The organism is Bacillus sp. FSL R5-0560, assembly GCF_037966305.1.
GTDB classification, from domain to species: Bacteria; Bacillota; Bacilli; order Bacillales; family Bacillaceae; genus Bacillus; species Bacillus mojavensis.
The window spans coordinates 231,000-244,125 of record NZ_CP150195.1 but is presented as its reverse complement, the minus strand read 5'-3'; the positions used below and the strand labels follow the sequence as shown (position 1 = coordinate 244,125).

The following is a 13,126-nucleotide window of genomic DNA, read 5'->3' as shown; positions in this document are numbered from 1 at the left end:
CCCGCCTTACATGTTTTGATTATGTTTGCGATATGTAAAAATCCCCTGTGTGTTTACACAGGGGATCTTCTTTCCTCACTTTATAATAACAGAAGGCGTTATATGCTCCAGCCAAATCACACCGTCATATTGTTCCTTCAATATCATTTGCTCCTCCATGAAACCCCAATACAGTGCTGTACGCGGCGTATACATCCATGAAGTTCCTTTGCTTTTTTTGGTATGAAGAAAATCAACAAAGACCGATGGATGGTTCGCAGCTTTCAGCAAGTCTTCGAGACTTCCAGCCGGCGGCGGACTTGTTACTGGATTAACGGTCTTATTATCGGAGCTATCCAGACTGGCTCCAGAGTACGCATAGATTCCAATGGTATAGGTCTGTTTTTTCAGCCGCTCAGGCAAATAATCACCCATGTTAGGACCGTTTAGCTGTACCCAGTCCTTTATCATTTTGGTATTCTGTTTGCGAAGATGGTAATTGTGACCCCAGACAATGATCTTCTCTTTTGGATAAAGAGTTTCCGCAACCCACTGAAATTGTTCAGCCATCATGCGGTCTCTCATAAAGAATGAAAAATCCTCCACATTCTCCGGATACTCCAATAGCCTTTCTTTCATTTCTTCCAGCATGTATGTTTCCATTACGTCAATTCTCAGCTGAAGGGAATGCACAAAGATCTCATAAGCTTTCGGCTCTTTCGGAAGGTGCGCTTTTAGCGTTGAAGCATGTGTTTCACCGAACTTGATCAGCTCCCGGTAGTTTTTCACAAGCGCTTCCTTCTTTTGCGTAAATTCTTCCAGCGTTTTGCTGTTTGACACTAAGCTGAAAAAATCATGTTCTGATTGGGAAAGCAGCTCGGCTTTTTCAGGGTCCACCGCCTTTACCCATTGATTCACAGCACCGTCGAATGAATTTTTGAGGCTTTGAATATCAAATCCAGTGAGAATAAGCGGATCGCCTTTCTCTTTTTGCTCTTTCATATAATCAAACAGTTCAATCACATCTGCTGTGTGCCATACGGGGTAAATGGAATTTTTCATTATGCTCTTCGGGGTTAATTGATCCATGTGAAGGTAGGATGCATTTGCTTCGGGAAAGCCAGACTCAAAGGCCAGTACATCATATCCCAGTTCTTCGTGGAGGTATTTGATCATGCGGACCTTTGTTGCGTTCATCTCACCTGAACCATGTGTGGTTTCTCCTAACTGAACGATTCGTTTTCCTTTCAGCACTTTCTTCAGAAATCGCAGATCTTTGTTTGAAGCATTGGAAGAATCCAGTGGATGGGCATTCTGTTCAATCCAGCGATCCCAATGTTTTTCTTCAGAAGCAGCACGGGCGGGCACCGCAAAAGAAGAGAACGCCAGACAGACGATCAGCAGCGGCAAGGTTATTTTTATTAACTTACGTTTCAAATCTATCTCCCCTTTTCTGTTAGGTTCTCTAGTAGTTACGAGATAGATATAGAAAAAGTTTCCTTTTCAGTTATAAAAAAAAGCTTCTACTGATAGAAGCCGTTAAGAGCCTTTCATCGCCTGATGAAAATAAAACCGGTATGTATTTCTCAAAAACGTCTCAACCGGAAGCTGCACATCCGTTTGGTATTTGCTGATGATGAATGGAAACCGCTCCAATCCTTTGTGGCGCAAATCGTTCACTTGCTCTGCATCACTTGCCGCCTCTTGCAGAACTATTTCAACAATCGGCCAGCACGCTTCCTGCACCTTGTGAAGAGCCGCTCCATCTCCGGTTTGCTGATAATGTGTGATCCAGCTGACGATTTGTTTTTCCATTACTCTCACCTTTCTTCAAAAAAAGAGGCGCCGCTTTCATTTGCGAGCTCCTCTTCTTTACTCTCCATAACCTATCAATTGCCCGACTTGGACTTCTTGGCCTTCTGTTAAATCAGCGGAAGGCTGGAATGCGTCTTTTTCAAAGATCAAAATGACGGTTGAACCAAATGAAAAGTACCCCAGCTCCTCGCCGATCTTCAATTGATCACTTGTGCTGGTCTGCACGATTGAGTTAATATTCATCGCGCCGACAGGAATCATCAGCACGTTTCGATTGCCGCTATTCAACCCATAAACAACTCGGTAATTTTTCGACAGTACATCTTTTCCGTATTTTAACCCAAACTGATTCACCGGGTATGAACGGTTTCCGAGTTCTGCCAGCTTTTGATATGTGCAGCTGATCGGCGAATGAAAGCGGTGGTAATGCCGCGGGCTTAAATACAGCACAACGAAATATCCACCGTTGTATTGATGATCAGCACTTTTACAGCCGGTCAATTCAGCGAATGAATAGTCTTTCCCCTTTACCGTAAAGGTTTGATTATGATTGATTGTTCCTATCGTCTGAACGACACCGTCAACGGGGCTGACCACAGCATGCGCCTCATTTGAAACAGGGCGCCGCTCCAAATTAATATTCCGAATAAACAATTCGGAAAGCGAACCGTAATCAGCGGCCGTTCCGTCTACATCATTCCAGTTAATTTGAAAGTGTTTAGAGAAGAGCGGAATGACCGGCTTACTGATTTTCGATTCACAAAATCCTTTGATCAGGCAGGATGATAATCGATGGTTCGTCAGTTCTATCAATGATCGGTACAGAATCTTTACAGCCGTATTAAACATGAATAATCCCTATCACCCTTCCGATTGTAATAAAAACAAAGCACCACAAAAAGGCGCCGATCGCTGCATATGCAATATACGTTTTCAGCTCCATTTTGCCGATTCCCGAAAAGTAACACGTCACATGCCGGACGCCTGGAATAAAATAACCTAATATAAGAGAATACGGTCCGTATTTTTTCATCCATTTTTCTACTTTCAGCATTCTTTTTTCCTTCAAACCGACCCATTTGCCATACTTATCGATAAACGGACGCCCGGCCTTTCTGCCGATTATGTAGCTGATCATCATGCCTAACAGGGCTCCAACAAAGCTGATAAAAATGGCAAGCTCATAATTCAGCACATCAATATGCGTAAAATAACCGACGATTGTCATCATGACTTCGTCGGGTATCGGCAATCCTATAATCCCAAGAACAAGCATCAAAAAAATAGCGAGATAACCATAATCCGCTATCAGCTGCTGCACTAATTCCATCTTTCGGACTCCAGATTTTCTGCTTCTGCTGCGTGTTTTTTAAAATGAGGAAATTTCACCTTGCTCACCATGAGATAAGACAGTCCGCATGTGCCGAGCGCCAGCAGGATCGGGTTATTCACAAAGCATAAAATGACGAGACACATTGCCGCAAATGGAATCGGCATTCCGATAAACGTCGGAAGCTTGCTTTGTTCAACATTAAATTTAGAGAGCCGAAGCATTCCGCAAATACTGTAAGCCAGCGCGCATAGTATCCCAATAAAGGGCAGAGCATATAAAGCGACACTGTAGGCGAGCATGGATGGCGCCACACCAAATGTAACCAGATCCGCAAATGAATCCAGTTCTTTCCCCATATCAGATACAGCATTCAGCTTACGAGCAGCCATTCCATCGAAGAAATCGAGAAACATGCCGGTAAAAATGAAAATCACTGCTGAATGGATGTTGTGAAATATTAAAGAATGAACCGCCAAAAGCCCGCAAATAAAGTTTCCTATCGTAATCATACTGGGTATATAATTCACAGTGTAACCAAACCTCCAATTGAAAAAAACCTTATATCAACACGACGTTGTATATCGAATCAGCGTTACAGGAAAAATCTCTCTATTAAACATGATAACATAGACTGCCAAAAAAAAAGCAGCACTCAAATTCTATTATTATACAACATTTGTTACCTTTTGAACAATGAATGCCAGTCTTTTCAATTTATGTACTCATTTCATTTTCGCCTAAAAATGACATTACACGTTTATTGACATAGTCCGGCTGCTCCAGAGGTAACAGGTGTCCCGCGTTCTTGACCATTTCCGTCTGAATTTCCGCGACTAATACAGAAGCTCTTTCTAAAGCCATTTGCTGATGGTACATCACTTCATGCTCGCCGAACATCAGCAGTATCGGAACCGTGATTGACTTTAACTCCGCGTCTGTGAACACGTAGGGAAAGCCATTTTCTTTTGGTGTCAGACTTCTTTTCTCATCCTGCCACTTGACTCCAGCCTTGATCTGCTTTTGCAGCTTGGGATGAAGCTGATAGCGGCCGGCCGTCAGCCACTTGATGTAAGCATCAGCCCCGTTCGGCTCACTAAGGCCTGCGGCATATTTATAGACATCCGGATGAAATGATATAAACGCTTCAGCAGGACTGATGACCACTGCCCTCTCCACTCTTTCAGGCATATCAAGCAGAAAATTTACTGTATGAAGCCCGCCAAGGGAAAATCCGGCCAGATGTGCTTTCTTAAGTCCAAGTGAATCAAAAACATCTTTCAGCCAATGAACGCAATCAGCTCTCGTATCCAGAGAGGCTGTTGGTATACTTTTATTTTTGTCTCCTATTATATCGACTGCATATGTACGATATTGATCGCTCCACTCGGCGATATTCGGATACCACATGACGGAGCTGAAGAGTCCTCCGTGAAGCAGTACAAGCGAAGGTGCGTCCTTTGGCCCACTTGCCATGATATGTGTTTTTCCGAAACGAGTAGAAACATAGAAAGCTTCCGAATCAATCGGCCACAAAGAAAGGCTTTCATCATAAGCCTGGTAAAAGCATGTACCGCCTTCAGCCGCGGCAAGCTGCATTGAATCCTGTTTCATCTTTTTCTTTTTCCTCCGACTTTCATTTATAAATAGAGAAAGGAGATTGCCCTTTCTTGTAAGAAAAAATACCCATTCTTATTATCTCATATAACAATTTTCCAGTATATAGTTTGATCGTATACGAAGATCAATAAAAAAAGACGCTCTTCCTAAACTTGAAGGAAAACCGTCTACTCTTTAAAGATTAATGGAATAACCTTATTTTTTTTGTCCTTTGTTAATGACACTTGATGCGTCACAGACGTTTCATTCTTCGTCAAAGCGATGGAATAGTCACCCTTTTTGCCGGTATCCCATGTGATGTCTCCGTTTTTGTCTGTTAAACCGAGAATCTCACCGATCTCTGTATTCGGCTTCTGATCTGATGCCGGCGCTTTGACAATTGTCACTTGAACGCCTTCCATCGGTAACCCGGCATCGTCTTCCACATGAAGGGTCACAGGGATCGTTGTTTCTTTCGAAGCAGAATCTGAATGCGCCTGAGAGCTGCATCCGCATAAAAATAAAATAGAAATGAAAACGGCCAGTTTTCCGTATTTATTGATTTGCCCAATATTGAATATTATTGAATACATCATTCGTCACCCTTGTTCCCAAGTTATATGACGATCCTCCGTTGGTATGAATTGCAATGGCCGTCTGCCCCGTATCACTATAATTGCGGTAAACAGGCGAGCCGCTTTGGCAGCCGTACGTATCAGTTGTATAGGTCAGCTTATACGTTTCCGCAGAGCGAATCGGCTTTGTATCAGACCACATGGTGCCGAAAGTCTTGTCACACGGATATCCTGTAACTGATGTAGAGAGGCCGACGGGGCTGCTGCTGTTTGTTGTTCTATAACCATACCAGCCAACCGTGTTGCCAGGAGAACCATTTAGTTTTATTGCACCGTAATCATAATTGGTATCTTTGCTTTCCGTCCATCCTTTAACGGAGTAAAACATCGTGCCGGAATAAGTGCCGTATGGATACGATGAACCATTGCGGCCCGGCGCAGCAGTTATTGAAGAAGCCCACCCGTGATCCTGGCTGTACACACAATGTCCTGCCGTTACCACAGTATTTGGATTTACTAAAAAGCCTGTGCACCCATAAGTGCTTGAGGTATTGGGATATTTGATAGATAGCTGAACCGTTGCTCTGTAAGGAAATGACGTAGTGCCTGAGATTCTGACGCGTTCATCAGATCCGATGACACTTGAAGGCTTTAAGGATTTAATGTTTTTTTCTGATTCTATGAGACCCTGTAATGTTTTGCTTGTTTTTCCGGTTCCTTCATAAGGATCAGAAACCAATTCCGCTTTCGATGTCTGGTTATTGCTGACTTCAGCTTCTTTTCCAGTATTGGAGACAGAGGTTTGCGGGTTCTCTGCCGCTTTTGCCGGCGTTCCGAAAGATACTGCCGCTGCCGTTCCCAAACACAAAATCGTAAAACCTGCAATGCATTTTTTTCTGAATCTTGAGACTACTCTCATTTTAGTCATCCCCCTCCTTTTATGTCAACCAGCCTTTCGTTGGAAGACTTTTACATTATAATCAGGAATCCGATTCTTATGATAAAATTTTTGGATGTGATGATAAAAAAAGCGGGCCATGTATTAAGACAAGGCCCGCCCATTTCATTTCTATTGAATCGATAGTTGATCCAGCGCTTTCTTCGCGTTTTCTCGCGCTTTTTCAACGGTGTCAGCCGCAGAAAGCGCAACCGCCATACGGCGTCCGATCTTCGTTATCGGCTTTCCAAACACGCGCACTTGTGTCTTTGGCACTGCCAGCGCGTTTTCCAAACCTTCAACAGTGTAGTCCGCTGACTCTTCCGGTGCTTTGAGGGGCCGGCTGGCGCCTAGAGAAAGCTGTGTGATTTCTGTAATCGGAAAGCCGAGAATCGCCCGTACATGCAGCGCGAATTCCGACAAATTTTGCGTCACCAGCGTCACAAGACCTGTATCATGCGGTCGAGGAGACACCTCACTGAAATACACCTTGTCTTTCGCAAGGAAAAGCTCAACGCCAAACAGACCGTACCCGCCAAGCTCATCCGTAACGGCTTTCGCAATATGCTTCGCCTCTTCAATTTGCTGCTCTGTCATATGATGCGGCTGCCATGATTCGATATAGTCTCCATCCTTTTGCACATGGCCAATCGGCGCACAAAATACCGTACCGTTCACTGCACGCACAGTTAAGAGTGTAATTTCTGATTCAAACGGGATAAACTCCTCGACGATCACGCGTCCGTTCTTCACGCGTCCGCCTTCCATCGCCGTCTCCCAGCAGCTCTCCAAATCCGCTTCAGAGCGGCATACGCTTTGGCCTTTTCCCGAAGAACTCATCAGCGGTTTGACGACACAAGGGAAGCCGATATGAGCTGCAGCCTGTACAAATTCTTCATATGTATTCGCAAATTCATAGCCTGCCGTCGCAAGCCCGAGCGTTTCTGCCGCAAGCCGCCTGATGCCTTCCCGATCCATCGTCAGCTTTGCTGCACGCGCATTTGGGATCACGTGAAATCCTTCCTCTTCAAGCTTCAGCAATTCATCCGTCGCGATCGCCTCAACCTCAGGCACAATCAAATCAGGTTTTTCTTTCTCAATAATGTGTCTGATCTGCTCACGATCCAGCATGTCAATGACATAGCTTTTATGCGCCGCCTGCATCGCCGGAGCATGCTCGTAGCTGTCTACCGCCACCGTCTCTACCCCAAGACGCTGGGCTTCAATCACAACCTCTTTCCCCAGTTCACCTGAGCCTAACAATAAAACCTTCTTTGATTGATACATCTTTGCCCCTCCTATCTGTTCAAAAACCATTATAACTGAAATATTCAAAAAATAAATTTCGCGATAAAAAAGCTAAAATAAGAAAACCCTTATTTTAGCTTATGATTCCAATACATTGATTGCCGCCACAACATCCGCTTCACGATAAGAACCCATTAAACATAACGATTCTTCCGGCTTGCACGCGTGAGCCGCAACAACTTTCTTCGCATGCTCTTGATTCTTATAGATGCCTAAATCACTCAGTTTCACCGGGAAGCCAAGCTGCTGATAAAACGGAATCAGCTCTTCAATTTCCTGATTTCGCTTCTCAAGCGCAAGCTGAATCAGTATGCCGTACGCCACCTTTTGTCCGTGCAGTACATGATGGGTTTCCGGGATAAAACTCAGACCGTTGTGAACCGCATGGGCACCCGCCATCCTGCCGAAGCGTCCGGCATAACCGCCTACAGTCCCCGCCAAAGTAATAATGGTTTCTGCTACAGCTGTGAAAGAAGCCGAGGCTTCCCCTTTCTCAAGGCTTTCAACAGCCTTAAGGCTTTCTTGCAGCAAAAGATCACGAATATAGACAGACTGCCTGAGCCCCGCTTGGACCATTAATGAAACAGACTCCTTCGTATTTCTGATAATCGCTTCCGCTTCATACCATTTCGCAAGCGTGTCGCCAATTCCGCTTTTAACATACTGTATCGGAGAAGAAAGCAGCAATAACGGATCAACGAGTGTCAAATAGCTGGAACGTTTATGATAATCGACTCGGATAAAGTTGCCTTCTTGATCATAGATCACACTCAGCGGCGTACTTGCCGCGCAAGTTCCCGGGATTGTCGGAACAGTTATGACTTCAATATCCAAACGATCTGCGACAGCTTTTGCGGTGTCTAACACTGTTCCGCCGCCAATCCCAATAATGAGATCAGCAGATGCCGCTTGTTCCGCAATCTCCCTTATTGCTTCAGGCGAGCTATACCCTTTATGCTGAATTACTCTCCACTCCGGCGGAATCGCAGCATACGTTTGAAATGCCTTAGACGACTTAATGCCCGTTACAACAACAGGATGCTCCCATTCCTTCACAAATACCGGCAGCTCTTTTACAATTCCTTGTTTGCATATGTATTGATTCGGACCGCTTCGGACAATATCTTCTGGCTGCATTTCCATCTCTCCTCCATTTTTTCATCAATCATCTCACTCTCCTTCAAATGGTGTCAATCCGCTTTCCCCGCAAACCAGCCGCCTATGGCATAAGCGCTGAAAAATGGGGCAACATCGGTAAGCCCTGCCTTATAAAGCAGTTCCTCTTCCTGTGATGACATCAATACAAAACTGCATGAACATAAGTTAAAATATGCTCATGCAGTTTTTTAGTTTATTATGATTTGGAGGTTTATACATAATGAAAAATGATCAAATCATTTTTGAAAAAACGAAAAGCATCGCTCACGATATCGATCAGATGCAAAATCAACAGGAGATTATAGATTATCTTTTTCGCCAGGATTCTCTTACACTCAACCAGTTGAAGCACTATTATTCTGAACCTTACCTTCCGCTTCAATTTCTGGTGAAATTGGCGGTTTTATGTATGTTTATAGCTATGACATTAGCCTCTTTCTTTTTCGTCCAAGCAAAACAAGTTTTCACCAATCCTATTCTATCTGATATTTCACCAGCAGCATTTTCTATTTTTACAGTCATTTGTATCTTTATGGCTTATACTAAAGTCATAAAAAGAGAAAATAATAGCAAAGGGGAAACATCGCTAATTCAACAATCTGAATTTTATGAGAAAAACAAGTTAATTAATACAATACTTTATAAAAAATATAAAATTGATCAACAAAATATACAGTCCAATAAACCAAGTGCCTCTGATAATGAAGATTCAAATTAATACTTTTCATGCTGTATTGAATCATGTTCTTACAATTAGTAAAAATGATAAAGAGCTTTTGGACTACTTATATACAAAAGATAATGCTATGCTATACCAATTAAAAGCATATTTTTCTTCTCGTCCATTTGCTCTTTCACATTATGTGAGTTTGATGTTTTGCGGAAGTATAATTGTCATCTATGCAACTACTTTATTTTCAGGACAAATCAATTACATTGATATACCAAACACTTTTATCTTTCTTTTATTAATTATTTTCTTAAAAATCCTTATTGATTTGATAAAGCTTTTAAATATATCTAGAAAAGGACAATTACATACTGTTCTACACTTTGCACAGAGAGCCGAATATCTGCGAATGAAAGGAATTATAGATTTTATTCTAACTGAAAGATATAACAAAAAAATCATGTAGTTTTGTTTTACCCTGACTAAGAAAAGAAATACGAAATTGTTATACTTAGGAGATGTATGTATTGAATATAGACCTACAAACATATAAAGAAACTGAAACAGCCGTGAAGTTCATTTTAGAAGGTAAAAAAGATGATAAAGAAATCCTGGCTTTTCTAAACAAACAGGATTCTATCATGCTGAATCAGCTAAAAGTATTCTTTAGCGAGCCCCAGCTTACATTCAAACACACCGTCAAAATCGTTTGTTTCGTGACATTCGTAACTTTATATATTTATTTTTTCAGCACTCGTTTTAATGAATTAATAGAACTATCTGTACAAATGTTTTTTGCCTTGATCGGCCTTTTTTGGGTGTCTATTGTTTTTCCATTTTCAAGAAAAGTTCAAATTTCTGAGCGCTTCAAACAAAAATCCGAAAACACCCGCATTGTCGGTATGATCGACTTCGTATTAGAACAAAAATACAAAAAAAGCATCTCTGAATAATCCTCTCCAGAGATGCTTTTTCTCACTTACACCTTCTCCGTCACAGCCGCATTGTCACGATTCATCGCCGCAGGCTCCCTCAGCATCACGTTCATCACGCTCGCAAGCACAAGCATTCCAATCGATACATAAAAAGCCAGCGTATACTCACCTGTTACGGTATAAATGACGCCGGGCACATATGCTCCGAGGGCAGAGCCGATTTGATGGGCAAGCGACAGCCAGCCAATCATGAGGCCGATCGAGTAATTTTGAAAGTACTGGGTGGCAAGCATTTGCGTCGGCGCTACCGTTGCAAAGTCCACTAATCCAAACAGAACCGCAAAGCCTAAAAGCAGGTAGGGTTCGTGGCTATAAATCAGAATTACAATCGACAGCGCGCGCACCGCATATAAAAAACACAGGATTTTCCGGCTGCTCCACCGATCCGCTACGATTCCGGACAGTAAGATACCAGCGATATTAAAACCGGCCAGCAGGCTGACAGCGGCGCTCGTAACAGTCGTAGAAAAACCGTGATCATGAGAAAAGGGAATCAAATGGGTATCCATCAGCCCGACGGTCGTAAAGCCGCAGATTAAAAACGGAAGGATCAACAGCCAAAACTGCCTCATACGAAACATCGCAGTTACTGAGCCTGCTTTGGTTTTTGATCCTGTTTCTACCTCCTCCTCAGCAGCCCCGCCGATCGGCTCTTCATTTTTCTCTGAAGGATGATTTCGCAGCAATAAAAGGGCTGCCGGAAGGACAATGACCATTAACAGCAACCCCAATGCCACAACCGTGAGCTTCCAGCTAAACCAATGGATCAGCATAAGCGAGCCGGGAACCAGCAGCATTTGACCCGCTCCAAAGCCCGCCTCCATGATTCCAAAGGCAAGGCCGCGCTTTTTGCTGAACCAATTCACCACCAGCACACTTGTTGCTACATTCGACGCTCCGCCAACTCCGAGTGACACCCCCAACCCGTAAAGCAGAAAAAGCTGCCACGGTGAAGTGATAAAACATGTCGAGAAAATGCTGATCCCGGTCAGTAACGTGCTCCATGATAAAACCGCCCGCGCGCCCCATCTGTCCACAAGCCGCCCGATCACAGGCTGGGATATCCCGTAAACGACAAAGCTCAGCGTTGAAATCAGCGAGATGGTGCCCCTATCCAGCGAAAACTCCCGCTCCCAAGGCTCGACAAACGCACCAAACGACAGGCGCACACCTTGTACGGCCAGTAAAATCAAAAAGGTGATAAAAACAATGATCCAAGCATAGTGGAGTCTTTTCATGACAGTTCTAAATCCCACCGCTCTTCTGTCAGATGCTGTCCCCATAATGACGTTTCTTCTTTCACTTCACTCAGTCTGAATCCAAATTTCTCGTAAAGCGGACGGGCTTCAGCCATACTGCTCACTGTCCAAAGATAAATCCGTTCAAACTTCATCTCTCTGCTATATGTAACGAGATGCTCAAGCAGTTGTGTGCCCAGCCCTCTGCCTCGAAACGCGGCATCAACCAAGAACCATCTCAGCTGCACCGTCTTTTTATCTTGTTTGACCAATCCCACACAGCCTGCAAATTTTCCGCCGCTTTCCGCGATCCATATCTTCTCAATTTCCGCATCAAATGTCTCATGGAGATAAGCTAAAAATGTATCATCCCAGCCATGAGTCTCTGCATAAAATTGCCTTTGCTTTTCAATGAGAAGGTGAATATCATCCGAAAGATAATAATCTCTGATTGAAATGCCTGATGACCTGGATGAGAGCGACTGAGACAATATGGCTTCAATCTCCTCCATAGCCGTCGCAAGCTTGTGCTGCTCTTCATCATCGATTTCCTTCAGCATCAGCTCAACCTGTTCATTCGCTTTCTTCTCAAGCTTTTTATAAATGGCTTCCCCCGTTTCCGTCACATATATATAATGATGGCGGGCATCAGCTTTGCTCTTCTCTTTATAAATCAAATCTTCTTTTTCAAACTGTTTCAGTATTCTGCTGACATATCCCCGGTCAAGCCCCAGCTTATCCTGAAGATCTTTCGCCGTACAATTTGGCGTATTGTAAATCTCAAACAAAATCCGTGTCTCCGTTAAGGAAAACGGGCTGTCATAAATGTGTTCGTTAAGGAAGCCAAGAACATTCGTGTAAAAACGATTGAACTTTCTGAATTTTAATCCCACAGCTGATTCATTGATTTTCAAACTCATCCCCACTTTCTATATCGTTGATTAAAGCAATTATAATCACTTATAGTTGCCATAGTCAACGATATATCAAAAAGCGGGGCGAAATTTCATTTTCTAGATGTCTTCCTCTTCCTCACCACCATCAATGTAATATACGATAAAATCAGCGAAAACAAACTATAGACAACTACCCATCCCAAAAATGATTGATTGAAAATCGTAAACGTAAGCACGAGAGAAATGATCAGACTAATCAACGGCATCATATACACGTTTTTACAAACATAAGTCCCGGCGACCGATAACACAATAACCGCTAACGGTAAAATGCCGAATGCGATATCTAATTCATCCACCTGGCAACAGCCTCCTCCCAGATTTTTATGCTACTTGTAAAAAAACATAACCCCAATGACTAAAAGGATAATATTTGCTTTTTTCACTCCATTTAAAATTACCCGTTTACATTCACTCCAGACTATGATAATTTAAGAAAGCGCTATCATGATAAGTTAATAGCTTGGATGGAGATGAGGAGAGCCAGGAATCCCACCCCTTTTGACAAGGGGTGTTTTCTGGCTCTTTTTGTTTGTCAGAAAGGAGGCACGTCACACATCCAACAC

The 13,126-nt window shown here is 43.2% G+C and carries 14 protein-coding genes and 1 pseudogene; 2 read left to right on the top strand and 13 right to left on the bottom strand.

Going from position 1 to position 13,126, the window contains the following annotated elements:
* Nucleotides 1-75: 75 nt before the first annotated feature.
* The 10 genes from NST56_RS01370 to NST56_RS01325 form a co-directional block, all read right to left on the bottom strand.
* Nucleotides 76-1,416 carry an erythromycin esterase family protein gene (locus NST56_RS01370; protein WP_268506196.1) on the bottom strand — a complete coding sequence of 447 codons (1,341 nt, stop codon included), beginning with the start codon at nt 1,414-1,416 and terminating at the stop codon, nt 76-78.
* 102 nt (nt 1,417-1,518) lie between these two features.
* Entirely contained in the window at nt 1,519-1,794 is a 276-nt protein-coding gene (locus NST56_RS01365) for a hypothetical protein (RefSeq protein WP_268506194.1), read from the bottom strand.
* Nucleotides 1,795-1,851: 57 nt separating this feature from the next.
* Nucleotides 1,852-2,643 (bottom strand): phosphatidylserine decarboxylase, encoded by a 792-nt coding sequence (locus NST56_RS01360; RefSeq protein ID WP_168746834.1) that lies wholly within the window; start codon nt 2,641-2,643, stop codon nt 1,852-1,854.
* Nucleotides 2,636-3,124, bottom strand: a complete 489-nt coding sequence (locus NST56_RS01355; protein ID WP_010332864.1) for a DedA family protein — start codon at nt 3,122-3,124, stop codon at nt 2,636-2,638. Before NST56_RS01355 ends, NST56_RS01360 begins: the two co-directional genes overlap by 8 nt.
* Entirely contained in the window at nt 3,115-3,654 is a 540-nt protein-coding gene (gene pssA, locus NST56_RS01350) for a CDP-diacylglycerol--serine O-phosphatidyltransferase (RefSeq protein ID WP_010332863.1), read from the bottom strand. Before pssA ends, NST56_RS01355 begins: the two co-directional genes overlap by 10 nt.
* Nucleotides 3,655-3,841: 187 nt before the next feature.
* Nucleotides 3,842-4,738 carry an alpha/beta hydrolase gene (locus NST56_RS01345; RefSeq protein ID WP_339179434.1) on the bottom strand — a complete coding sequence of 299 codons (897 nt, stop codon included), beginning with the start codon at nt 4,736-4,738 and terminating at the stop codon, nt 3,842-3,844.
* 173 nt (nt 4,739-4,911) lie between these two features.
* Nucleotides 4,912-5,316, bottom strand: coding sequence for a DUF2606 family protein (locus NST56_RS01340; protein WP_339182021.1), 405 nt, complete (start codon nt 5,314-5,316; stop codon nt 4,912-4,914).
* Nucleotides 5,279-6,217, bottom strand: coding sequence for a serine protease (locus NST56_RS01335; protein ID WP_268448861.1), 939 nt, complete (start codon nt 6,215-6,217; stop codon nt 5,279-5,281). Before NST56_RS01335 ends, NST56_RS01340 begins: the two co-directional genes overlap by 38 nt.
* A 150-nt stretch (nt 6,218-6,367) precedes the next feature.
* Nucleotides 6,368-7,522: a phosphoribosylglycinamide formyltransferase 2 gene (gene purT / locus NST56_RS01330; RefSeq protein ID WP_339179431.1), complete on the bottom strand. Its 1,155-nt coding sequence runs from the start codon at nt 7,520-7,522 to the stop codon at nt 6,368-6,370.
* Nucleotides 7,523-7,621: 99 nt separating this feature from the next.
* Nucleotides 7,622-8,680, bottom strand: a complete 1,059-nt coding sequence (locus NST56_RS01325) for an iron-containing alcohol dehydrogenase family protein (RefSeq protein ID WP_339179428.1) — start codon at nt 8,678-8,680, stop codon at nt 7,622-7,624.
* Nucleotides 8,681-8,921: 241 nt separating this feature from the next.
* On the opposite strand from NST56_RS01325, the pseudogene NST56_RS01320 reads away from it, so the two are divergent.
* Nucleotides 8,922-9,837 (top strand): annotated as a pseudogene (locus NST56_RS01320) (hypothetical protein).
* A 61-nt stretch (nt 9,838-9,898) separates the two neighbouring features.
* The gene (locus NST56_RS01315; RefSeq protein ID WP_339179425.1) at nt 9,899-10,324 is read left to right on the top strand and encodes a hypothetical protein; all 426 of its coding nucleotides are present in this window, start codon (nt 9,899-9,901) and stop codon (nt 10,322-10,324) included.
* Nucleotides 10,325-10,350: 26 nt separating this feature from the next.
* On the opposite strand, the gene NST56_RS01310 is transcribed toward NST56_RS01315, so the two are convergent.
* The 3 genes from NST56_RS01310 to NST56_RS01300 form a co-directional block, all read right to left on the bottom strand.
* On the bottom strand, nt 10,351-11,604 hold the full coding sequence (locus NST56_RS01310; protein ID WP_268506304.1) for an MFS transporter: 1,254 nt from the start codon (nt 11,602-11,604) through the stop codon (nt 10,351-10,353).
* Nucleotides 11,601-12,518: a helix-turn-helix domain-containing GNAT family N-acetyltransferase gene (locus tag NST56_RS01305; protein ID WP_268506182.1), complete on the bottom strand. Its 918-nt coding sequence runs from the start codon at nt 12,516-12,518 to the stop codon at nt 11,601-11,603. Before NST56_RS01305 ends, NST56_RS01310 begins: the two co-directional genes overlap by 4 nt.
* 92 nt (nt 12,519-12,610) lie before the next feature.
* Complete coding sequence (locus tag NST56_RS01300) at nt 12,611-12,859, bottom strand: YbeF family protein (RefSeq protein WP_268506180.1); 249 nt, start codon at nt 12,857-12,859, stop codon at nt 12,611-12,613.
* Nucleotides 12,860-13,126 lie beyond the last annotated feature (267 nt).